Below are 24184 nucleotides of genomic sequence, written 5' to 3'. Positions count from 1 at the left end.
TTTTCTAAGGGTTGTTTTCTATATTTCCTATTATCCTTCTAAAAGCAAGGTTTCAGGGTCTTCCAGCATTTCTTTAATACGAACTAAGAAGCTAACAGCCTCTTTACCATCAACAATTCGGTGGTCATAAGAAACCGCTAGATACATCATTGGGCGTACCTCAATGGAATCATCTGGCATAACGACCGCACGTTTAACAATATTATGCATTCCCAAGATACCAACCTGCGGTGCATTTAGAATTGGAGTTGACATCATAGAGCCAAATGTCCCGCCATTTGTAATCGTGAAGGAGCCACCTTGTAAATCTTTTAATCCTAGTTTGTTTTCACGCGCTTTCTGCCCTAAGTCTACGATTGCTTTTTCAATACCAGCAAATGTTAAGCGATCTGCATCACGAACAACTGGAACAACAAGTCCTTCATCCGTAGAAACCGCAATACCGATGTCATAGAATTTCTTCACGACAAGCTCATTGCCTTGTATTTCCGCATTTAGTAGTGGGAACTCTTTTAGCGCGCCTACTACCGCTTTGGTAAAGAAGGACATGAACCCAAGTTTCACACCATGCTTCTGCAGGAATTTATCTTTACGTTGTCTTCTTAATTCCATAATGGCACTCATATCCACCTCGTTGAACGTCGTAAGCATGGCTGCTTCTTGTTGAACGTTCACAAGATTCTTTGCGATCGTTTGACGACGACGTGTCATCTTGATGCGTTCTACCGGCTTATCGAACTGTTGCTTTGCAGGCTCCGCTTTTGGCTTCTCTTCTTTAGGTGCTTTGGAAGGTTCCTGCTTCGCTTGTGCTGCAGCCTCCACATCGTCTGGACGAACACGGCCAAGTGGGTCGCGTGCTGCAATCTCACTCAAGTCAATCCCTAATTCACGTGCGCGTTTTCTGGCAGCAGGAGAAGCAATAATTCCACCATTGGACTCAGATGCAGGCTGTTCAACCTTTTTCGTTTCCTCTTGGGGTTTTGCTTCTTGTTTTGCTTCTTGTTTTTCTTCCTTTACTTCTTCTTTCTGCTCTCCAGTGGACGCAGAACCTTCTGAAGCATTTTCGTCTACTTTTGCAATAACATCTCCTACCGCAACATCGTTACCTTCTTCTTGAAGAATTTCGGTGATTACTCCGGAGATTTCCGCATTTACCTCGACATTTACTTTGTCTGTTTCAAGTTCAACGACGGGGTCCCCTTTTTCAATTTTCTGCCCTTTTTTAACTAGCCATTCTGCGATCGTACCTTCTGTAATGGATTCTGCGAGTTCTGGAATTTTAATTTCTTGCACTGGAATTTCCTCCTTCTAGGTTAATTGCTTGTTGTACAATTAGGTTTTGTTCAAATTTATGAACATTTGGCAATCCAACAGCAGGTGCGGATCGGTCTGGACGACCAATATAACGAAGCTTCTGCCCATCCTTTAGTAAGTCTCTCAGGAAATCATCAACAAAATCCCAAGCCCCCATATTCTTAGGCTCTTCTTGCACCCATACAATTTCTTCTAAGTTAGGTAATTCATTTACTATATCCTGTAATTCCTTTTTAGGAAATGGATAAATTTGTTCAAGACGCAATGCACGTAACCAGTTAACATTCTCATCAGATTTCTCTAACGCTTCTTCTATTTCTATCATTATCTTTCCACTGCCAAGAAGAAGCCGTTTGATCTGATCATTCTTAACCTCTAAATTCGGTTGCTCACGTAAAGCTTTAAATTTACCAGTTGTAAACTCTTCCGCTGCAGAGGCCATTCTCTCACTTCTGATCAAGCTGCTTTTTGGTGTCATTACAATAAGAGGTCTAGCTTCATCTCTGCCATTTAATTGAGATTGTCTACGCAATAAATGGAAGTATTGTGCAGACGATGTTGGATAAGCAACAATCCAGTTATTTTCAGCAGCCATCTGTAAAAACCTCTCCAGCCTTGCACTCGAATGCTCCGGACCTTGACCTTCAAAACCGTGAGGGAGTAACAATACAAGATTAGATTTATCTCCCCATTTTGCACGTGCAGAGGAAATAAATTGATCAAAGATCACTTGAGCCACGTTGGCAAAGTCTCCAAATTGCGCTTCCCAAATGACCAATGTTTCAGGAGATTGTATGCTATAACCATACTCAAATCCTAAAACCGCCACCTCAGATAAAGGACTATTTCTAATATCAAATGATGCATTTGCATCTTCCATTCCCTGGAGCGGGCAATATTTCTCACCTGTTTCAGTGTCGTGCAATATCATATGACGATGAGCAAACGTACCCCGTTCTGTATCCTGACCTGTTAGTCTTACAGGGATACCATCCTTTAAGATGGATGCGTAAGCTAATGCTTCTCCAGTACCCCAATCTGCTTTATTTCCTTCTTCTAGAGCATTTTCACGGCGTTTTAGGATTTTTTCTGTTTTCTTAAATCCATTAAATCCTTCAGGTCGTTTTAATAAGTCTTTATTTAATTTCTTTAAAGTTTCCAACTCAACCGCTGTTTCGAATTTATTTAAACCATTACGTAATATTTCCGGCATGTAGGGTGGTTCTGAATTAATTTGATCATTTTCCTTCATGCTATTGTATATATCACGCAGATTAGTCTGAACTTTCTCAGTGATATTATCAAACTCTTCATTGTTTATATAGTTCTTTTCAATCAAAGCGTTTGCAAACACATGAGTAACAGATGGATGATTGTCAATCTCTTTGTACAGTTTAGGCTGTGTCGTTCTAGGTTCATCCATCTCATTGTGACCGTATCTGCGGTAACCTACTAAATCGATAAGAAAATCCTTCTTAAATTTCTTCCGGTATTCATAAGCTATTTTAATAGCAGATAGGCAAGAAATCGGATCATCTGCATTGACACGTATGATAGGAACTTCAAAACCCTTCGCTAGATCGCTTGCATATCTTGTAGATCGGCCATCCTCTCGGTTCGTTGTGTAGCCTAATAGATTATTTGCGATAATATGAATCGTTCCGCCTGTACTGTATCCCGGAAGACCACCTAAGTTTAATGTTTCAGCTACGACACCCTCTCCAATAAATGCCGCATCCCCATGTATAAGGATAGAAAACGCCTTATTAACATCTTGCTTTGGATATCCTTTACTGGAGCGTTCATCTTGTGCTGCACGAGTAAACCCATCTACAATTGGATTAACAAACTCTAAATGGGAAGGGTTATTTGCTAAGGTAACCGTAGTAGTCGTGTCACCGTTATTGATTACTCTCTTTGCACCAAAATGATATTTGACATCTCCAGTCCAACCATTGTTTATTCTTTTTGATTCATTGGAAGGAAGTAATTCTTTATTAGATGCATGATGGAATTCAGAGAAAATCCTATCAAATGGCTTTCCTAATACATGTGCGAGTACAGCTAAGCGTCCGCGATGAGCCATGCCCATCAGTACATCTTCTACTTTATCATCTATACCGAACTCAACTAGTTGATCAAGCATCGGCACCATTACTTCTAAACCTTGGATGGAGAATCGTTTCTGACCTACAAACGTTTTTTGCAAGAAGTTTTCAAACCCTTCTACTTCTGCAAGTCTGGTTAGAATTTGTATTCTATCATCTTTGGATAATTCTAATCTAGCATTGCCTGATTCGATTAAATCAAATAACCATTTTCTTTCTTCTTCATCATCTACATGATCATACTCAAATGTAATTGTTCCTGTATAATACTTTTTAAGTGTTTCCACCACATCCAAGCCATTTTCAACATTACTTTGCTTCTTATCCCAAAGCCAAGATGCAGGCATCTTTTTTAAATCTTCATTTGTTAACCCGTACGTTTTCGGGTCTATTTCCTCTGATCCCGGTTCCTTATGGCCGCCAACAGGATAAATGTCTGCCTGCAAATGACCATAACGACGAATAGCCTCAACAAGTTTAAATGCTGAGGTTAGCTTCTTGACATCAAATTCGGAAGGCGTTTGTGATGTCGCTAAATCTGTTTCTTTATTACGAAGCAACCAATCAGGAGATCCATAACTGTCGAATATCTCTCTTAATGACTGTTCAACAGCTTCTGGGTCCTCTTTGTACAGTTCATACTGTGCTTCGACATACCCCATGTTTGGACCATAGAACTGCTCCCAAACTTTTCTAGTAGACTCTTCCAATCCTACTGCCACGATGAATACCCCCATAATACTTTGTCCGTCATGTAAACGGTTAATATGTTAATATAATGCCCTCACGACTAATATACCTTATTTTTTCAAACGAAACAACTGAAGTTCAGATATTTGTACAAGAAAATGAATTATCGTATTATTCGGCCACATTGCGACCTAAAACAAAATATTCTTATTATTATAGATTGGTTAACATTGGAAGCGTTTTGATTTATAATATATACTATATTTAACACAAATTGGCATGCCTTAAACAAAGGAGGAAGTACATATGAAATTAGCTTTAATACTAGGGGTAGCACTTACTTTTCTTGTTTCCATGTTTACTGCGGGGTATGATGCAAAGGCAGGAACACCAAAGGATAATCAGTAATAGTGTTTCTTGATGCTGCACTATGACAAGCCCGGAACAAATGCAAGCAAGCAAGGGATTAGAGGAAATTATATTCTCTAATCCTTTTTTTAATTCACACCAGGAGCCAATAAATAAAAAACACACGTTATTTTCAACTTAAAATAGCGTGTGTATAAATGCCCCTTAAGCGTATCACTTATTGGCGAAGCTTTTTATGTTAAAGATGGAAATCCTTGCTGTCTTAATACTTCATAAATAATGATAGCAGCGGTATTCGATAAATTTAAAGAGCGAACCTTATCATTCATATGAATTCGGAGGCAACGATCTTCTTTGCCAATCAACAAACCTTTTGGAATACCGTCTGTCTCCCTGCCAAACACAAAGAAATAATCCTTTGTTGTATCACTATATTTATAGTCTGTATAATGCTTGGCACCAAAGTTCTCAATGTAATAGAATTCAGCTCCAGGATATTTCTCGTATAGTTCCTCTAGGGAATCATATTCTTTAACATCTACATTTTCCCAATAATCGAGCCCAGCTCTACGTACCATTTTATCATCCGTAGAGAAACCAAGCGGCCTAATTAAATGTAAAGTTGTATCTGTAGCTAAACATGTTCTTCCTATATTTCCTGTATTTGCAGGAATCTCTGGTTGATATAATACAACATGTAAACTCACTTCTCATTCTCCTAACCAATTTAATGCAACATCCATTATAACACTTTTAAGGTTGTTCAAAAAGTCCGGTGAAAAGGACACTTCGAATTTCTTCGTTGGCTTACTTTTCCGCTACTCACGTATCAAATGCATACGTTCCGTTGCTCAAAGCTTCGCCGCCTCGAACTTCTCGGTCCTTTTCATCCTCCTTTTGAACTTGAACTCCTACTCTCCTATACGGAAAAATTTATATTGGATATCCGGTGTATATGCGCTAGAATCTTCGTACGACCAATAGCGGTGACGGCTATTATCCGTGTGTGCATTCACAAGTGGCATACCATATGCATCCTTTGTGACAACAATTGTATTGTGATCCCATCTTCCATCACCTTGGAAATCATAACAAATAATATCACCCGGAAGTAAGTCCTCAGCAGAGTATAATTCTTTTCCTTTTAACCCTTGCCTCGAACCCGATAAATACCATCTAAGAGAGTGCGCAACGGCCCAGCTATAGCTCCAACTACTACCTGAATACCACCACCCTCGTTCTCTAACAGGTGCTCCACGCATTGGCGCCCCACCAGCTCGCAGACACTGTGATATATAATTTGTACAATCCACATCAAATATTCGGTATGCTGGGTTGTAGCTATTCCACCATCGTTCCGCATATTGAACTGCAGCTCTTCTATCATAGGAGAATCGTTCTTCTTCAAGGACACTATCTCGCTCTTTTGTTATAAAGGACGGTTGAATTTCGAGGGTTACATTCCTCTTTGTTTCTTTATGGTCCACTACTTTTCCATTTTTCATACGATACTCGTGTGGAATCACCTGTTCCTCTATGTGAAAATGTTTATTCTGCTTGATAAGATAGGTTAAATGCAGTAGATATCGGTACTCCGTTTTCCCCTCCAATTGAAGCGTTTGAAAAATTTCTCCTTTTCCTTTTACTTTTACGATTTCTGCATCTCTTTCCTTCCAGAGCTGTTTCTTCCTTTCCCACCAATCGTTCTGTGAGTTAGTAGATTCAAACTCTTTTAGCCACCATTGCTTTATTTTTTTCAAAAAAATCCCCTCCACCAAAAGTATATGGGGAGGGGAGTCAGCTCAAAACTGAATTTTATATAATGAAGCATATAGCTGCTGCTAAGGGGACAATAGCGAAGATACCAGCTATGCCCATGAGTTGATGGCGCTCGTTCCGACTCTCTTTGGACTCCGAATGATAATTTGCCCTTAATTCAGCGCCAGTTAAAAATGTCCCCGAAAACAAGCCACTAATCAATAAAGAAACGAGACCGATACCAAATAAAATATTACGAAACAAATCCAGCTCACCGGTAATAAAAGCAGTAATAACAAGGATAGCAGACACTCCAACACTTAATAGGAAAGACTTTTTCAAATCGAACCCTCCAGGAGATATGTTTATCTTATTATACGGATATGGTAACCAATGTGTTTCGTTATGATTTAAGTAAAATTCCTTCGTGTTGCAGCAAGAATTCTTTTTTATCCAGCCCCCCATTGTAGCCTACTAATTTCCCGTTTACTCCAATGACTCGATGACAAGGGACAACAATAGAAAATGGATTTTGATTGATCGCTCCACCCACCGCACGAACTGCTTTCGGATTTCCAATGAGACTTGCAATCTCTTTATAGGTCTTCGTCTCTCCAAAGGAAATATGCTCAAATAACGTTTGCCAAACTTCTTTTTGAAAAGGAGTTCCATGAAACAGTAGAGGGATAGAGAATGTCTTTCTTCCTTCAAAAAAATACTCTTCTATCTCGACCCTTATTTCTTTGAATAATTCCTTGTCATAAACATATTCAGGTGTACTGTATTGTTTAAGAAACCATTTAAGCCGCTTTTCATTCATGTTTTGCATCGGCCCATAATCAATACGAATAAGCTGATCTCCATTAGAGATTAAAGTTAATGGCCCAATCGGAGAATCGATTTCATCATAATAGAGTTTCATTCTTACGCCCCCGTTTCGTTTCCAAATGCCAAGCCTTTCTTCATTTCATAAAGAACTCTTTCATCTTTTTCTGCCGTCATCGCAGCTTCAATCGCTCTAAATGCCTCATTCGTCCCTATCTTCCCTAGCGACCAAGCCGCAGTCCCCCGAATCACTGGACGTGGGTCATTATTCATTACGTCAATCATTTCTGCAATTGCGGTTGTATCCTTATAATGACCAAGTGCAAGTAATGCGTTTCGTTGCAATGGTTTTTTTCCACGCCATGAACCCGAGATATGTCCAAATTTCTCCTTAAATTCACGATTAGAAATTCGCAGCATCGGCTTTAGCTTCGGTTTTGCAATATCATGCTCCGGCTCAAATTCTGGATGTAAATGAAAGTCAACTCCCTTGTTGCGTGGACAAACTTGTTGACATGTATCACAGCCATAAACACGGTTACCGATTTTGGTACGGAATTCATCCGGCAGAAAGTCTTTTGTTTGAGTTAAGAAGGCGATACAGCGCTGTGCATTTAATTGGCCTCCCTCTATCAACGCCCCTGTAGGACAAGCGTCTAAGCATTTCCGGCAATCTCCACAGCTATCCTCTACTGGATCATCAGGTATAAATGGGATATTAGTCATCATCTCTCCTAAGTACACAAATGAGCCAAATTCCTTTGTAATGATGGAGGTATTCTTTCCACTAAACCCAATTCCTGCACGCTCGGCAACGGCACGATCAGATAGCTCACCGGTATCCACCATAATTTTATTAACCGCGTTAGGAACGCGTTCTTCGATAAACGCAGTAAGCTTTTCTAAACGGTCTCGTAAGACATGATGGTAGTCCACACCCCAGGATGCTCTTGCAAATAATCCGCGTCGCTCCTCTTTGGTACTTTTTGGAGCATTTTTCATCCTTGTTGGGTAAGCAAGGGCGATTGAGATAATAGCCTGTGCTTCTGGCAATAGACGTTGAGGTTCTGTTCTTTCTTCTAATGTTCCTTTTTCAAAACCCGATTGATAGCCTAGTTCCTGCTGTCTTCTCAACCGCTCTCTCAATTCTCCAAAGACATCTGCTGTTGCAAAACCAATCTTATCAATGCCGATTTCCTTTGCGTATTGCTTGATTTCTTCCTTTAATCTCTCCGTGCGCATGGGCCAGACTCCTACTTTCTAAATTGTCGCTGGTTAACCGGGCTGCAGGACCCTCACTCCAAGAATAAGACAATACAATAAGATTTGTAAGTGGGGACCCAATAGTAAGTTAACACCCGATTCGTTCACTTTACTTATATTTAGTGCTGACACTCAGTGGGGAAGATCAAAAATCCCCTCTGAATTTAGTTTCACTGTATCGTTACACTTAACGTACGCATCCGATTAAGCACCGCCGCAATCTCATGTTTTCTAGGACGTGCTAGATCTCCTGGATGCTGTTCCTTATAAAGAGTGAAGGATGCTAGTCCTTCTTTGTCCAGTTTGATTTCTATTTCCTTAAGTAAATCATGAATTGTTTTATTTGTTAACCCTCTAGTACGGTCCAAATACTGGATAATTTCTGCAATCATTCTTGTTTGAGAAGTGTCCACTAATTGTTCGGTATAGGAGAAGGAAATTTCTACTTTCCCCATGAGGATCGTGTTCAACCCTTTAGCCTGTGTTTTACTTTTCTTCCCTTTGTGTGTCTGTAAAGAATGCTGATTCAACAAACGGTGGGTCACCTTCCCAAAATTGTCGTCTCCAAGCATCTCACGTTCTAACGGATATTTTCCCATAATGCTCTTCGCCCTTTTTGTAACATTCTTAGGTACGTATTCATCCATCATAATAACTGAATCTGCGACATCAAAGTAATCTCCTGAGCCACCCATCACCAGAATGGTAGATACATCCAATTGATCGCGAAGTTGTTCAACCTTATTAATAAATGGCATAATCGGTTCTTTTTCCTTCTCGACTAACTGCTGCATTCGATAATCCCGAATCATAAAGTTCGTTGCACTCGTGTCCTCATCAATTAGCAATGTCGTTGCACCAATCTCTAAAGCTTCCATTACATTTGCTGCTTGTGAAGTGCTGCCACTGGCATTGGGTGTTGTGAAAAAGCGAGTATCCTTTTGATGTGGAAGATGAGTAATAAATGGTGAAATATTTACCCCTGTTATTTTCCTTCCATCTTCCGCACGAATTTTTACTGCATCTGGATCTGTTAACACGAATTCACGGCCATCTCCTGCCACATGTGGATATGCTCCACGTTCTATTGCTTGCAGTAGTGTACTCTTGCCATGGAACCCTCCTCCAACAATTAAGGTGATCCCCTTCTTAATCGCCATGCCCTTTAATGGTGCAGATTGATGTGGAATCGATATAGAAACTTCATTCTCCTCTGGACTTTGGAATGGCACCGCATCTTTTAACGGGCGATCACTGACACCACTTTCTCTCGGTAAAATAGAACCATTGGCAATAAACGCAATCCAGTTGTTATTTCTCATTTCTTGACGAATCATGGCTTGTTGATCTGCTAGCATAATAGCTTCTTCTAATTCTTTATCCTTCACTTTAAAAACAGATTCTTTGAGGATCCGAGGGATAACTTGCAAAAATAATTGCTCTGCCTCTCTACCATTTATTCGCCTTCCATTCGCTGGAAGACCAACAGAAAGACAAACCACAATTTGATGTTTCTCAATTTGAACTGCAGTTCTTTCAAGAATCTCCTGGTGGGGTGTATCAAAGAACACCATTCCGCTTTTTCCTGATCCTTTAATAGAGATGCGACTCTCTTCAATTGCTTTTCCAATTATCCTTGCAAAAGCGTCCTCGACAGCAATTTTTCTTGGTTTTGTTTCCAACCAATGGGATTGAACAATCCGTTTCGTATCTGGGATAGAAATTCGCAGCCTAGAAGGTGTTGCAAATGGATCTCCTTGTACATAATCTATCATAAGCGTAAATGTAGAAAAGAAATAGGTTCCTTGAATGCTTTTATATGCTTTATAACCTTTATTATCAATTGCCTTTAATCGCTTTAAGAGTTCTTTCATTTTGAGATATCCTCCTCAAATAGAGTGTGGTTTCTTTTTAGCATACAATGGAAAGGGAATGTCGTTCAACTGAAGAGGAAAAGCGCAGGATAAATACTGTGAGTCTAGCTTTAAAATGAAGTTTACCGCTAGATAATCGGGATGAAAATTAAAAACGCAACGCTTCGTAGACCAAGTACGAAACACTGCGTTAAGACATATGTATGGAGCGGGTGATGGGAATCGAACCCACGACATCAGCTTGGAAGGCTGAGGTTATACCATTTAACTACACCCGCAAATAAAAAATAAGTCGAAATTTGTTAACGAAATCTATTATAACAATCTCTGATTTTCTTTGCAAGGGGGTTTTTACAAAAAAAATACAAATTTTTTATATTAATTTTACATCTACTTCAATAAAGGGATTAGAAAATTCCCTATTTACAAGCATATCAAAAGGTTTTAAACTAGATATAATTTAGGGAAGGGGAAGAAAGATGACTGTTTATCCAATAATCATGACTCAATCTAAATTTACGCATAAGGATAGCTTAAGATATCCTTATGAAGAGCGCGGCATGCAATTCGGTGACGGAATATATGAAGTTATCCGCATTTATCAAGGGAACTATTATCTTTTTGATGAGCATATTGAGCGCTTATTCCGTTCTGCTGACGCAATAAAGCTCACTCTGCCGTACGATCAATCTGAGCTTCGAAACTTATTATTACAATTAATAAAAAGAAATAACATGAATAAAGATGGAAAGCTATATTTACAAGTAACAAGAGGATCTGCACCGAGGGATCATATTTTTCCAGAAGGCGTATTGCCTAATATTTATGCTTATATTCAAGACCAGCCTAGAAACCTGGAAACACTGGAACACGGAGTTAGTGCAATTACACATCGCGACATTCGCTGGGAGAATTGCTATATTAAAAGTCTTAACCTTCTGCCAAATGTTATGGCCAAACAAGAAGCAAATGAAAAGAACAGTTATGAGGCTATCTTGCACCGTAACGGGATAGTAACAGAGTGCAGCAGTTCCAATGTATATATGGTAAAAGACGGTTCGATTTATACTCATCCTGCTACAAACCAAATTTTGCATGGCTGTGTAAGAATGGCAATTGAACGCTTTGCTGATGAATTAGGAATTCCATTTGTAGAAGATGCATTTTCGGTTGAGGATATTCATTTGGCTGATGAACTTTTCTTATCGAGCAGTACATCAGAAGTTACCCCCATCATTTCTGTTGACAGAGTCCAAATTAAAGATGGGAAGCCAGGAAGCATTACCAAGCAAATTCAAGAAGCATATGAGGTGGATGCTAATATAAAAGCACAGCAAACGATATAGTACTCAGCCTTGTCAACTCAAAATAGTACACAAAAAGCAGATTGAGAAAAATTTCAATCTGCTTTTTGCTTTACTTCTCTAGAGCTGAAGTATGTCCCAGGTACTCTTGCAGAGAATATATCTCTTCACTATCATGTTTTTCTTTTTGGCATTCTACCATTACTTGCAATGTTTCAATGCTTGTAAAATATGGGACTCCATAGCGAACAGCTAATTCACGGATAAAGAAACCTATTTTTTCTTTTTCTCTCCCTTGACTTGGAATATTCAAAACAAGATTTGGTGCAGAACTCTTCCAACCTTCCAGAATTTCTGTTTTGTTTGTAACTACATCCTCCACAGAAATCCCTTGTTGCTCCAGATAAGCTGCTGTTCCAGCCGTAGCAGTTATAGCTGCACCAGTCTCATAAAATTCTTTAACAATCGAGACACTTTCCGGTTTCAATCGGTCTGATATGGAAACAAAAATTCTCTTTACGTCCCCAACCATTCCAACATAGGAAGAAACTTTTTCTAATGCCTCATTCTTTTCGTAACCTATACCAATAATTTCTCCAGTTGATTTCATTTCCGGACCTAATACATGGTCCACTCCTTTTAGCTTGCTTGCAGAAAAGATGGGAGCTTTTATCGTATAATAATCCGGTTCCTGAAGTAGATAAAATTCATTTGTTATCTCCGTCAGTGGAGTGCCGAGCTGGGTCTTGACCGCCCATTCAATCATTGGTACACCTGTAACTTTACTCATTACTGGTACCGTTCTGGATGATCGCGGATTAACTTCAAGTACATAAAGGGTATCTTGATAATAAACAAATTGGATATTCATCATTCCAATAATGGGAACCTTTTTACTTATTTTATGTGCCATCTCTACCATTTCCGCTTTCACTGTATCGGATATGGAAACAGGTGGAAACACACTGATACTGTCTCCGGAATGGACGCCCGCTTTTTCAATATGTTCAAAGATTCCTGGTATAACAATGTTCGTACCATCACTAATAACATCAACCTCACACTCTAATCCTGGAAGGTACTGGTCAATTAGCAATGGCCAGCAGCGATCATTCGTATCTTTTTGTATACGAGAGACATAATGGTAAAGTTCTTTCTCGTTATTACAGATAAACATAGATTGACCACCAATTACATAGGAAGGTCGAATTAAAACTGGGAAACCTAATTCATATGCTGATTCCGATAGCTCATGAAGCCCATGGACGATGTGGCCAGCAATATGAGGTATGTTTAATTCATTTAAAACTTCATAAAACTGTTCCCTATCTTCCATTTGATCAATATTCTCTGGCAATGTTCCTAAGACATTAATGCCTTCCTCTTTTAAAGCATTTGCGAGGTTAATGGCAGTCTGACCACCAAATTGAACGAGTACCCCGCTTACATGTTCTTTCTCAATGACAGCTAGAACATCTTCTAAAGCAAGTGGTTCAAAATACAAGCTATCTGCAACGGAATAATCCGTACTAACTGTCTCAGGGTTATTATTAATTACTACCGCTTTATATCCTAGCCTTTTCACCGCTGAAGCTGCATGCACCGAACAATAGTCAAATTCTACTCCCTGGCCTATACGGATAGGACCCGAACCAAGTACTAGAATTTTATTATTAGTTGGAATGACTTGTACTTCATCCTCACCATGCCATGTGGAATAGTAATAGGGAGTTTCCGCCTCGAATTCACCAGCACATGTATCGACAAGCTTATAGACAGGTGTTATCCCGACTTCCTTATAATAAGCTCTCATTTTTTTCGCTGTGGTGCCAAGCAGTTCCGCAATTCGCTCGTCACTAATATTAAATCGTTTTGCTTCTTTTATATTGTCATAGGTGATGTTCGGCCAGCTTAACTGAGCCAGCTTCTCTTCACATTCTAAAATTCTTTTCAGTTTACGAATAAACCAATAATCAATGCTTGTAAGCTCTATTACTTGCTCCACTGTCCAGCCACGGCGCAGTGACTCAGCAATAGCGAATAAACGTAAATCATTTGCGGTTGTTAAAAGTTCTTCTAATTCTTTATGTGACCGTGCCTCCATACCTGGCCAATTTAAGCTATATACGTTTGTTTCCAGCGAGCGAACTGCCTTGTTTAAGGCTCCTTCAAACGTTCTATCAATTGCCATTACTTCACCAGTGGCTTTCATCTGTGTACCTAGTGTTCGGTCAGCCTCTGTGAATTTATCAAAAGGAAAACGAGGAAGCTTTACAACAATATAATCGAGTGCTGGTTCAAATGATGCATATGTATTTCCTGTAATTGGGTTGATAATTTCATCTAATGAATGACCAATTGCACATTTTGCCGCAATGCGTGCAATCGGATAGCCTGTTGCCTTTGATGCAAGAGCAGAAGATCGGCTTACACGTGGATTCACCTCAATAATACAGTAATCATTGGACTCTGGATTTAAGGCAAATTGGATATTACACCCACCAACAACATTTAATGCACGAATGACTTTTAATGAAGAGGTACGTAATAACTGGTATTGAACATCGGATAAGGTCTGTGAAGGTGCAACAACAATGGAATCACCTGTATGAACACCCACTGGATCCATGTTCTCCATGTTACAAACAATCACACAGGTATCGTTGGCATCACGCATGACTTCATATTCTATCTCTTTCCAGCCTTTAATGCTTTTCTCCACTAATACTTGATGAATCGGGCTAAGCTTTAGCCCATTATCTAGCAACGAGACAAACTCCTCTTCGTGATAAGCAAAGCCACCCCCTTCTCCACCGAGGGTATAGGCAGGACGAAGAATAATCGGAAAACCGATTTCTTTAATAAATTCGAGGCCCTCTTCTACCGTTTCCACTATTTTTGATTCTGCAATTGGTTCCCCGATTTCAATCATTAATTGTCTAAACTTTTCTCGATCCTCCCCTTTTTGAATCGAGTCGACTGATGTTCCAAGTAACTGGACATTGTATTTATCTATAATTCCTTCTTCAAAAAGCTTCACCGTTAGATTTAGACCTGTTTGTCCTCCAAGGGTTCCAATTAGACCGTCTGGCTTTTCCTTTGCGATGATTTTTTCAATCGATTCTACCGTTAACGGCTCCATATAAACAAAATCAGCAATCTGCTCATCTGTCATAATGGTTGCTGGATTATTGTTAACCAGGACAACTTGAATTCCCTCTTCCTTTAACGCAAGACAAGCCTGTGTGCCGGCATAGTCAAATTCTGCTGCTTGCCCAATAACGATTGGCCCTGAACCAATGACAAGAACTTTCTCCAAAGATTTATGCGGTGACATATTTTCTCCCCCTTGCTGCCAATACTTGCCCTATAAAATCTGTAAAAATATATGCTGAGTCACTTGGCCCTGGATGTGCTTCAGGATGGAACTGTACGGATTGGACAGGTAAACGGACGTGCTTCACTCCTTCTACAGATTGATCATTTACGTTTTTAAATACAATCTGGAACTGTTCGCTATCCACGCTATCTTCCACAACGACATAGCCATGATTTTGTGACGTCATTTGTACTTTACCAGTAATTAAATCTTTAACTGGATGATTTCCTCCACGATGACCAAATGGCATTTTTGTTGTTCTCCCACCATACGAAAGTACAATCAACTGATGCCCAAGACAAATTCCTAATGTAGGGTACTGTTCCGTGATTGCCTTAATCGTTGGAAAGACCTCGGTCAACTCCATTGGATCTCCGGGACCATTACTAATTAACACACCATCCGGATTCAACGCGCGAATATAATCCATTGTTGTGTTCCAAGGTACAATACTTACCCTGCAACCTTGATCAAGCAGCGCTTGTAAAATCGATTTTTTATAACCAAAATCAACCATTACAATATGGGGTTCTCCATAACCATAGGATTCGTCTTTCTTAACGGATACACTATGAACAAGCTGTATTGCATTCGGTTTATGCCAGCTGCTTCGTTGAGCTTTTTTTGTTTTGACAATTTTACCACTTACTGTACCATGTTTCCGAATTACAGCCACAAGCGCCCGTGTATCTATATTTACTAAACCAGGAATATTCGCGTGCTTTAACTTCTGTGATAAAGATGCAGTAGATTGATAGTGGCTAGGTTCCTCACAAAGATCATTCATAATAACCCCTGAAACTGCTAATTCTTCACTTTCATTATCCTGTTCATTAATCCCATAGTTACCGATAATCGGGTAACAGAAGGTTAAAATTTGCCCTTTATATGAAGGATCCGTTATCATTTCCTGATAGCCCGTCATACTAGTGTTAAATACTACTTCCCCTTCTACCTCTATATCAGCACCAATTAGATTTCCTGAAAAAGTTTCACCCGTTTCTAATATGAGATATCCACTAGTCATGCTGTATACTCCCCCGTCTCGTTTAGAAGCGCTTGGAATGTATTTACAAATGTTTCTAACTCTTCTTTCGTCGTTGTTAAAGGTGGCAAAATCCGAATCGTCTTTGGTCCTGCTGCTAATACGAGGATCCCTTTATTTCGAAATTTTGTAATCCATTCTGCAACATCACCTGCTATTTCAATCCCAATTAAAAAGCCAACCCCTCGAATTTCTTTTATTTGTTTTTCATATTCCATTAATCGATTCAACTCACTGAAAAGCCAATTGCTGTTCTCTATGACATTTACCATAATAGGTTCACTAAGAATCACTTCTAATGTTGCAAGCCCAGCACTTGTTGCCAATGGATTGCCACCAAAGGTGCTTCCGTGTGTACCTGGGGTAAAGGAGTTTGACACATTATCTTTCGCTAACATTGCCCCTATTGGAAAACCTGACGCCAAACCTTTGGCCAGTGTGATCACATCAGGGTCGACATCGTATTGTTGATAAGCAAATAAAGAGCCAGTTCTTCCAATCCCTGTTTGTATTTCGTCAATCATCAGTAAAATATCATTCTCTTTACAGACCGCTTCCAATTGCTTCAACCAGCTAGGATTAACTGGATGAACCCCGCCTTCTCCCTGAACTAACTCTAATAAAACTGCAGTTGTTTTACCATTATTAATTTGTTCTAACGAATCGCAATCATTGTAAGGTAAATAGCGAAACCCTGGTGTTATAGGTGAAAAACCTTCATGAATTTTTGCTTGTGCTGTTGCAGCCATCGCAGAACCCGTTCTGCCATGAAAAGAATCTAGAAAGGTTACTATTTCAATTCTTTCAGGATTCCCCTTATCCTTTGCATATTTCTTTGCCAGTTTAATTGCTGCTTCATTCGCTTCTGCGCCACTATTACAAAAGAACACTTTATCCAATGCACTGTTTTCCGCCAAAAGCTCAGCAAGTGCTTCTTGGTTAGGATTGTGATAAAGGTTTGAACAGTGCCAGATCAAATCTAACTGTTTATTTAATTTCTCCTGTACTGTATCGGGGACATGCCCTAAATTGCATGTCGCTATACCTGATGTATAATCCAGATATGTGCGGCCTGCTTCATCCCATACATGGCTCCCTTTTCCTTTAACTACTGTTATTGGAAAGCGGCTATATGTTGACATTACCGCAGATTTCACTTCTGTGTTAGACATGGTATACCTCTCCCATCGTAATCTTCGTTCCCACTTCTTTCCCACTAAGAAAATCCGTTATATCTGTTGGATTTAGCCCGTTTATAATCGCGGTTTCCTTGACACCTGCTTTTAAGGCTTCAATTGCTGACTTAACTTTGGGTATCATACCGCCATATATGACTCCAGACTCAATCATGGTAGTAATTTCATGATTTGTTAAAGAGCTATGCAGTGTTTCATTTTCATCCTTTGTTTCCAGAACACCCGGTATATCACTAATAAATACCAATGTGCCCCCTAAAGCGGCTGCTACTCTTGCTGCAGCTACATCTCCATTCACATTATAATGCTGCCCGTCTTCTCCGATTCCAATTGGTGAGATGACAGGAATAGCACCATTTTCTATTAATAGCTGTAACCATCCTACCTCTACTTCTTCTACTTCTCCTACAAACCCAAGCTTACCTGATGGATCATAGGGTACCGTTTTAAGTATGCTGCCATCTACACCACTTAATCCGAAGCCAACTCCCCCTGCCTGAACCACTTGTTTTACGATTTCTTTATTGATAGAACCACTCATGACCATTTCAGCAATCCTTAATACTTCTTTCGTTGTAACCCGTAATCCATCATGAAAGACACTTTTTACTTGAGACTTGCTTAACTCCTTATTAATAGCAGGTCCACCTCCATGAACGATTACAGGGTCACATTGTTTTGATTTTTTTAAGAAAACAATAGTTTGGTAGAAATCAGCTGGCAGTTCATCCAAGATACTTCCACCAATCTTAAAAATCACTTTATCCATATACTCACCTCATGTTCGGTAAGAAGCATTTATTCTGACGTAATCATAGGTTAAATCACAGCCCCATGCAGTTGCTTCATGTAGTCCGTTGTTTAATTCAACCGTTAGTTGCACATATTCATTTTGCATATATTGCTTTGCGTCATCCTCGTTAAAAGGAAGTGCAAGGCCATTTTTCACTACTGCGATATCGCCAATTGCTACCGAAACCTTATCAGGGTCAATCGGTTGCTCACTATAGCCTACAGCACAAACAATTCTTCCCCAATTTGGGTCTGCTCCATAAACTGCTGTTTTTACTAGATTGGAAGAAATAACAGCTTTTGCTACCTGTCTTGCAGCAATGTCGGTTGGTGCTCCTTTTACCGTTACTTCGAGAAGCTTAGTCGCTCCTTCTCCGTCTCTGGCAATCTGTTTTGCCAGATGCTCACTGACAATCTGTAAACCTTCTAAAAACACGTTCCACTCTGGATGTGCTTCATGCAGTGGAATATTATCTTGCTTTCCATTCGCCATTAATAGCACCATATCATTTGTACTTGAATCACCATCAACGGTAATCATGTTAAACGATTGATTCGTCGTCTGTCTTAAAGCACTTTGCAAACTCTCCGCTTCCACCGCTGCATCTGTAGTAATAAAGGCAAGCATCGTAGCCATATTTGGATGGATCATTCCGGAGCCTTTTGCAGCTCCCCCTATTGTTATAAGCTTTCCATCAATTTCAAGTTCTACAGCTACTTGTTTTGTAACTGTATCCGTTGTTAGTATTGCCTCTTCAAAATTCACAGGATCCTCATTTAATCCATCATTAATTGCAGCTATGCCTTTTTTTATTTTTTCCATTTCTAACGGGACTCCAATAATCCCTGTGGATGCTACAGCCACATAATCCTTTTGTACCGCGAATTTCTCTGCAGCTAATTTTTGCATTTCTAATGCATCTTTAAGCCCTTGTTCCCCTGTACAAGAATTGGCATTTCCCGAATTCACAATAACGCTTTGGATTTTCATTTCTTTTTCCAAGCTTTCCTTTGTTACTTTTAATGGTGCCGCCTGAAAAGTATTTAATGTATACACTCCCGCTGCCGTGGCAGGGACTTCTGAATGGATCCAGCCAAAATCAAGTCTTTTTTTGCGAATCCCACAGTGAACGCCGCCTGCTTTGTATCCTTTTGGACTGGTTACATGTCCATCACTTTTAATCTTCACCTTTTCTTTCTTAGTTGTAATCACTTGATTTGTCCCCCTTATTACGGATAAACAGGAACGAACCCTAGTCCGTGTCCTTCCTCCCATCCATTCATTAAATTAGCATTCTGAATCGCTTGACCGCTTGCTCCTTTAACTAAATTATCTATAGCAGAGGCAATAATAAGCTGATTTGTTCGTTCATCTACACAAATGCCAATGTCGCAATAATTACTTCCGGCAACTTCTTTTGTTGTAGGGAAAATCCCTTCTTCCCTGATTCTTATAAATGGATGCCCTTCATAATAGGATTGGTATAAATCTATGATTTCCTTAGTTGACATTGGTTTTGTAAGCTTTCCGTAAATGGTACAAATTAATCCTCTTGTCATCGGAATAAGATGGGTCGTAAATGTTGTTGTAATCGATTCATTCGCAATTTCTGATAAGTATTGCTCTATTTCCGGGATATGCTGATGTTTTCCGATTTTATATGGTTTTACATTTTCATTCGTCTCTGAGAAATGTGTCATAGCAGAAGCTTTCCCACCAGCTCCAGACACCCCTGTTTTCCCATCAATAACAATGGAATCTAGTGAAATGATACGGTGCTTGACTGCTGGAATTAACCCAAGTAAAGCAGAGGTTGGAAAGCAACCAGGATTTGTGATAATTTTTGCTTGCTGTACTTCTTCCTTATAAATTTCCGATAACCCATATACAGCTGCATCAATTGTCTTCTGAGGTGCCGCTTCCTTGCCATACCATGTTTCATATTCTTTTCTATTGTTCAGCCTTAAGTCTCCTGAAAGATCGATGCATTGAAGGGAAGTCTCCTGTAAAAGAGGTACAATTTCCTTTGCTACCCCTGCTGGAGTTGCAAGAAAAACGATGTCAACTTCATCTATTAAACTTTCAATATCTAATTTTTCCATTGGTTCTACAATTACACCATGAAGATGCGGATAACTACTCGTAATTTGCTGTCCATGCTGTGAGTGGGAAATAATCTTTTTGAGATGCATATACTCATGCGCTTGAAGTAACCGTATTAATTCTATTGCCCCATATCCTGTGCCACCTATAATTGCTACTTCCTTCAATGAATAACTTCCTTTCGTTTGTATGAATTATTCATTATTATAGAGATTAAAACTCTATTACGCAAGTATAAATATTAAAAAATATTTATATTTATGCATTATATACAGAAATAACATCTTGTTTCTGTATAATATATGTATAAAATGAAACTTCAATCAGTACAGGGCTTTGCATTTCCTCCACGATTGAAATCGGTTGAAGGAGCAGTTCATCTCTGCTTATCTTAATGTTTATCCTTGCACTAAGGAATTCGTGGCTTTACTGTCCCTTTCTAAAATAAACAGGATGCCTCCCCACTTTGTGGAGTAGCATCCTGTTTTATTCCATATGTTTATCTAAAAATCTATATAATGTTTCTAAATATTTATCCTCAGCTAAAATAATCGATTCTCCATGACTAGCACCATCTATAATCAAGAGTTCTTTCTCACTATTTGTGTTTTCATACAACTCTTCAGTCATTTCTGTCGGTACGAATGTATCATTGCTTCCATGAATATATAAAATAGGAATCTCTGTTTTCCTTACTTGATTCAACGCGGAGGCCTCTTTAAAATTGTAGCCTGCCATTACATTTGTAACCAAGCCAGTTGTAGGAAGAATAGGAAATTCTGGCAAATGGAACATCCGGTCCAGCTGATAAGAAAATAGATCATATACATTGGAATAAGGGCTATCTGCCACAATGGCTTTCACATTAGATGGCAATTCTTCTCCACTTGCCATTAACATCGTAGCCGCTCCCATCGATACTCCGTGCAAGACAATCTCAACGTTGTCCCCAAGTTCTTCCACTACTTTATCAACCCATGCAACTATATCCAAACGATCTGGCCAGCCAAATCCAATATAATCCCCTTCACTTTCTCCGTGTCCTCTTAGGTCTGGAGTAAACATATTATATCCCAAATCCTCGTAGTAACGTTGGCCAAATAGCCCCATATCATTTGCTCGTCCTAAGTATCCATGAGCAAATACAACGGTCTTAGTTGTTGGCTCCTCTGCTTCTAAGTAATATCCATTCAGGATTAATCCGTCTTCCGATTCTATATTCCATCTTTCGAACTGATGACTTCGTACCCAGTCTTTCCAGCCGCCTTGTGTAAAAACATCCATGGCTTCTGCAGAGACTTCCAAATCTTGATTGCCACTCAGAAATTCCTTCACGTTCCGAGCAATTGCTAAATCATACAAGTAATAACCAATAGCAAAATTAGCGAATAATAAGACAGCTAGAAACCCTACGGCGCTTCTTATGATAACTTTCTTTCGCTTCACATATTTTTTCTCCTATCTCTGGGTGGATTTACTAATTCTATTATACTATCACTTAAGAAGGATTCGTACCATTTTTTCTAAGCAATTGAAACCAATCATGGGAAGTCTTGCCACTAATATCATATCTCCTTACTAGCTATTTAACCCCTTGATTTTAAATAACCGACTTAGTCGCTGTTTCTGAATCACGGACATAGTTCATATTGAATCGAAAAAATAAAGAAGAAGCTGGGACAAAAGTGTGTATCAAAAGACCAATTCGAACGATGCCTAGTGGAGAAATACCGCCCCATTCGTCTTCTGAATTAACACATTCAGCTAGCCCCAACCTCTTCTTTATAATTAAATATGTCGTCGCTCCATCAAATGAATCCCTATTCCCATCAGCAATACACCCATAAAAAACAGGATACTTATTGGCAATAATAATTCATCAAATGAATAATCATAAACAGCTACACCATTCAATACCTCCATACCAAAGGTAAGTGGGTTGAACTTTGCAAGAAAAAGCAGAATCTCATTCTCTACAATTTCAATTGGCCAGTATGCTCCACCGATCATTGCCATGCTTACCGCCAGGATTGGCAGTACTGTATTAAATTGCTGTGTGTTTTTAACAAGAGCAGTAATGAAAATAGACAATGAAACAATGGAAAACACATATGGAATCAGAACAAGTAACGTTTCTATAAATCTTCCATTAAAGTCAACTCCAACCCAATAACGGAAAATGAAGAAGATAACAAGTACCTGTATATATCCAATAACAAAACTATACAGCAAGTTTGCAACATACATTTCCCACTTCTTGAGTGGTGATAAAATCATTCGATCCCAAATACCTTCTTTCTTTTCTAATAAAATCGGCAATACAGTGTAGGCTATCGTATATATTACAAAGAATAAAGTAAAGCCAAACAAAGAGTGGGAAGCAGTATCATAGATAAAGGCATCATCGCTTCTAAAGGAGGCTTGCTGAATGGAAAATACAGGATTCTCTTTAGCGGTATCTAATTTATCTTGAATAGCTTGCTTCTCAGTTGCTGTGGTCGCTTTCATTGCAGCGTAAAGTTTCTCTTGTTGTAGGACATCCATATAAATCTCTTTAATAGTCTGCTCAACTAATTGAGAGTTGGCGGAATCAACCCCGATAACCACCTGATAATCCTCCTCTTGAACCATAACACCCGCTTCCGCTTTTCCAGTTTCAACCTGTTCAAGCATATCTTCCTCAGATTTCCAAACGAAATTGTATACCTTATTTTCCTTTAGAGCATCCCCAATTGGAGATTCCTGTACAGCTTCACTACCAGTAACTGGGACCTGAATGGTATTAAAGTTTCCGCTGCTCCCTATTAGTATCGCAAACCCGATAGACATGGCAGTGAACAAAAGGAATGTCCAAGGATTACGAATAAACGAACGTATTTTTGCAAATAGGATTCCTGCCATTAAGACACTCCTTTCTTTGGAAAACTAAGTTCACCAATGATAATAGCAACGAGTGCAAATAGAAAAATATAAATGATGTACTGCGAGATATCCAATAACCCATCTCCACGCAGCAAGGCTAAATACGCAGACATCCCAGCACCATTAGGCGTTAGATTTCCTAGAAAAGCAATTACACTAGAGGATTCTCCAATCGGAAAGAAGCTTCCACCCAATACAGCCATAAATGTGACGATAATACTAGAAAAGAAGGAAATAATCATTTCAGAATTCACTCGATAGCTTAATGCTGTTAATAAAACCGCTAATCCACCAACAGCTAAAGAAATAGCAAGGGTAACAAGAATGAAGGAACCTACACTCGGCCAGTCGACATCAAATGCAATCCAAGCAAAACCAAAAACAATCATTAACTGAACCAAAGCAAATAACATACCTGTCAGTAAAACTCCAATGAAATAAATCCATCGTGACATATTCGCTAAAACAATGCGGTCAAAAACATGTGATGTTTTCTCTTTAAAGGAAATGCTCCCGATTGCTGTTGCCATAAATAAAACATTCATCACGGCCATCCCAATTGTGTAATACCCTTTAGAGCTAACAGACTCTTTTGTATCCACAATAGCTGCAGCACCAGGCATTTCAGAGTCTTCTACTCCTGTAACATTAGGGTCAATCCCATTCTCAGCTAAAAACGTTCCAAATGTCAGCTGCTCCTGAATCACAGATAAAAGTTGATTAATAATATTCGCTCCAATTTCTTGTTCTTCATTTTGGTAAATTTTCATTTCTGCTTTATTTTGTTCATTTAGCATTACACTTTTTAATGTGTCATATGTGAAATTTTCAGGAATTTCTATAACTGCTGAATAAGAATCATCATCCAGAGCTGCTTCCTTTTCAGATGGGTCGATCCTCACCAGTTCCACCATCTCATTCACTTCAGCAGATCGAAAGGCATCTTTAATTAAGGTAACTGGCGCGATGACTGAAGCCGTTTCTTTCATTTTTTCAACCGCTTCAGGAGGTATGCCGCTATTCTCAAATTCACTTATAAATTGATTTATTTCATCCTCTTCATTATTCTGTTCGATAAGCGCTACTTTCAAGTTTATCTCAATTTCACCGCTTTCCATCCAGGTACTTAGTGCGGAGCTAAGAATAGTAATTAGGATTATGGGTAACCCGAATAAAAGTAATAATTCCATACGATTACGCAATAAAATTAATGCTTGCTTTTTCACAATCTGCAGTATCAT

Annotated in this window: 18 protein-coding genes and 1 tRNA gene; 1 reads left to right on the top strand and 18 read right to left on the bottom strand. The window is 39.2% G+C overall.

Annotated elements, in window-relative coordinates; translation table 11 throughout:
- Positions 1-30 precede the first annotated feature (30 nt).
- From odhB to D8M04_RS08755, 9 genes are all read right to left on the bottom strand, one after another.
- Entirely contained in the window at positions 31-1293 is a 1263-nt protein-coding gene (odhB, locus tag D8M04_RS08795; RefSeq protein WP_121522552.1) for a 2-oxoglutarate dehydrogenase complex dihydrolipoyllysine-residue succinyltransferase, read from the bottom strand.
- Positions 1280-4144, bottom strand: a complete 2865-nt coding sequence (locus D8M04_RS08790; RefSeq protein ID WP_425464014.1) for a 2-oxoglutarate dehydrogenase E1 component — start codon at positions 4142-4144, stop codon at positions 1280-1282. The genes odhB and D8M04_RS08790 overlap by 14 nt, the downstream gene beginning before the upstream one ends.
- A 570-nt stretch (positions 4145-4714) precedes the next feature.
- Positions 4715-5188, bottom strand: a complete 474-nt coding sequence (gene trmL, locus D8M04_RS08785; protein WP_121522550.1) for a tRNA (uridine(34)/cytosine(34)/5-carboxymethylaminomethyluridine(34)-2'-O)-methyltransferase TrmL — start codon at positions 5186-5188, stop codon at positions 4715-4717.
- 204 nt (positions 5189-5392) lie between these two features.
- Entirely contained in the window at positions 5393-6241 is an 849-nt protein-coding gene (locus D8M04_RS08780) for an amidase domain-containing protein (protein WP_121522549.1), read from the bottom strand.
- Between the two features lie 55 nt (positions 6242-6296).
- Positions 6297-6581: a DUF5316 family protein gene (locus D8M04_RS08775; protein WP_121522548.1), complete on the bottom strand. Its 285-nt coding sequence runs from the start codon at positions 6579-6581 to the stop codon at positions 6297-6299.
- A gap of 61 nt (positions 6582-6642) precedes the next feature.
- Positions 6643-7161, bottom strand: a complete 519-nt coding sequence (locus tag D8M04_RS08770) for a methylated-DNA--[protein]-cysteine S-methyltransferase (RefSeq protein ID WP_121522547.1) — start codon at positions 7159-7161, stop codon at positions 6643-6645.
- 2 nt (positions 7162-7163) lie between these two features.
- Positions 7164-8306 (bottom strand): tRNA epoxyqueuosine(34) reductase QueG, encoded by a 1143-nt coding sequence (queG, locus tag D8M04_RS08765; RefSeq protein WP_121522546.1) that lies wholly within the window; start codon positions 8304-8306, stop codon positions 7164-7166.
- A gap of 191 nt (positions 8307-8497) precedes the next feature.
- Positions 8498-10201, bottom strand: a complete 1704-nt coding sequence (locus D8M04_RS08760; RefSeq protein ID WP_121522545.1) for an ABC-ATPase domain-containing protein — start codon at positions 10199-10201, stop codon at positions 8498-8500.
- A 204-nt stretch (positions 10202-10405) separates the two neighbouring features.
- Positions 10406-10479, bottom strand: a tRNA-Gly gene (locus D8M04_RS08755).
- A 201-nt stretch (positions 10480-10680) separates the two neighbouring features.
- Between D8M04_RS08755 and dat the strand changes: the two genes are divergently transcribed.
- Complete coding sequence (gene dat / locus D8M04_RS08750) at positions 10681-11547, top strand: D-amino-acid transaminase (RefSeq protein ID WP_121522544.1); 867 nt, start codon at positions 10681-10683, stop codon at positions 11545-11547.
- Between the two features lie 70 nt (positions 11548-11617).
- Here the strand turns inward: dat and carB are convergent, their stop codons facing one another.
- From carB to D8M04_RS08705, 9 genes are all read right to left on the bottom strand, one after another.
- A complete protein-coding gene (gene carB / locus D8M04_RS08745; protein WP_121522543.1) occupies positions 11618-14842 on the bottom strand; it encodes a carbamoyl-phosphate synthase (glutamine-hydrolyzing) large subunit in 3225 nt (1074 codons plus the stop codon).
- Positions 14829-15911 (bottom strand): carbamoyl phosphate synthase small subunit, encoded by a 1083-nt coding sequence (locus D8M04_RS08740; protein ID WP_121522542.1) that lies wholly within the window; start codon positions 15909-15911, stop codon positions 14829-14831. Before D8M04_RS08740 ends, carB begins: the two co-directional genes overlap by 14 nt.
- Complete coding sequence (locus D8M04_RS08735; protein ID WP_121522541.1) at positions 15908-17101, bottom strand: acetylornithine transaminase; 1194 nt, start codon at positions 17099-17101, stop codon at positions 15908-15910. Before D8M04_RS08735 ends, D8M04_RS08740 begins: the two co-directional genes overlap by 4 nt.
- Entirely contained in the window at positions 17094-17894 is an 801-nt protein-coding gene (gene argB, locus D8M04_RS08730; protein ID WP_121522540.1) for an acetylglutamate kinase, read from the bottom strand. Before argB ends, D8M04_RS08735 begins: the two co-directional genes overlap by 8 nt.
- A gap of 9 nt (positions 17895-17903) precedes the next feature.
- Positions 17904-19130 (bottom strand): bifunctional ornithine acetyltransferase/N-acetylglutamate synthase, encoded by a 1227-nt coding sequence (argJ, locus tag D8M04_RS08725; RefSeq protein ID WP_121522539.1) that lies wholly within the window; start codon positions 19128-19130, stop codon positions 17904-17906.
- A gap of 17 nt (positions 19131-19147) precedes the next feature.
- Complete coding sequence (gene argC / locus D8M04_RS08720; protein WP_121522538.1) at positions 19148-20188, bottom strand: N-acetyl-gamma-glutamyl-phosphate reductase; 1041 nt, start codon at positions 20186-20188, stop codon at positions 19148-19150.
- A gap of 319 nt (positions 20189-20507) precedes the next feature.
- Positions 20508-21467 (bottom strand): alpha/beta hydrolase, encoded by a 960-nt coding sequence (locus tag D8M04_RS08715; protein WP_121522537.1) that lies wholly within the window; start codon positions 21465-21467, stop codon positions 20508-20510.
- Positions 21468-21809: 342 nt separating this feature from the next.
- Positions 21810-22922 carry an ABC transporter permease gene (locus D8M04_RS08710; RefSeq protein WP_121522536.1) on the bottom strand — a complete coding sequence of 371 codons (1113 nt, stop codon included), beginning with the start codon at positions 22920-22922 and terminating at the stop codon, positions 21810-21812.
- Positions 22922-24184, bottom strand: a complete 1263-nt coding sequence (locus D8M04_RS08705) for an ABC transporter permease (RefSeq protein WP_121522535.1) — start codon at positions 24182-24184, stop codon at positions 22922-22924. Before D8M04_RS08705 ends, D8M04_RS08710 begins: the two co-directional genes overlap by 1 nt.

This window comes from Oceanobacillus piezotolerans (assembly GCF_003665065.1).
Taxonomy (GTDB): Bacteria; Bacillota; Bacilli; order Bacillales; family Amphibacillaceae; genus Oceanobacillus; species Oceanobacillus piezotolerans.
The sequence above is the reverse complement of the archived record's forward strand: the minus strand, read 5'-3'. Positions and strand labels throughout refer to the sequence as shown.

What these genes read in the sequence shown, in the direction of transcription:
- D8M04_RS08705 (WP_121522535.1), bottom strand. Translation starts at nt 24,184, where the DNA reads ATGATACTGCAGATTGTGAAAAAGCAAGCATTAATTTTATTGCGTAAT.
- queG (WP_121522546.1), bottom strand. Translation starts at nt 8,306, where the DNA reads ATGCGCACGGAGAGATTAAAGGAAGAAATCAAGCAATACGCAAAGGAA.
- D8M04_RS08760 (WP_121522545.1), bottom strand. Translation starts at nt 10,201, where the DNA reads ATGAAAGAACTCTTAAAGCGATTAAAGGCAATTGATAATAAAGGTTAT.
- carB (WP_121522543.1), bottom strand. Translation starts at nt 14,842, where the DNA reads ATGTCACCGCATAAATCTTTGGAGAAAGTTCTTGTCATTGGTTCAGGG.
- D8M04_RS08740 (WP_121522542.1), bottom strand. Translation starts at nt 15,911, where the DNA reads ATGACTAGTGGATATCTCATATTAGAAACGGGTGAAACTTTTTCAGGA.
- argB (WP_121522540.1), bottom strand. Translation starts at nt 17,894, where the DNA reads ATGGATAAAGTGATTTTTAAGATTGGTGGAAGTATCTTGGATGAACTG.
- D8M04_RS08735 (WP_121522541.1), bottom strand. Translation starts at nt 17,101, where the DNA reads ATGTCTAACACAGAAGTGAAATCTGCGGTAATGTCAACATATAGCCGC.
- D8M04_RS08770 (WP_121522547.1), bottom strand. Translation starts at nt 7,161, where the DNA reads ATGAAACTCTATTATGATGAAATCGATTCTCCGATTGGGCCATTAACT.
- dat (WP_121522544.1), top strand. Translation starts at nt 10,681, where the DNA reads ATGACTGTTTATCCAATAATCATGACTCAATCTAAATTTACGCATAAG.
- D8M04_RS08710 (WP_121522536.1), bottom strand. Translation starts at nt 22,922, where the DNA reads ATGGCAGGAATCCTATTTGCAAAAATACGTTCGTTTATTCGTAATCCT.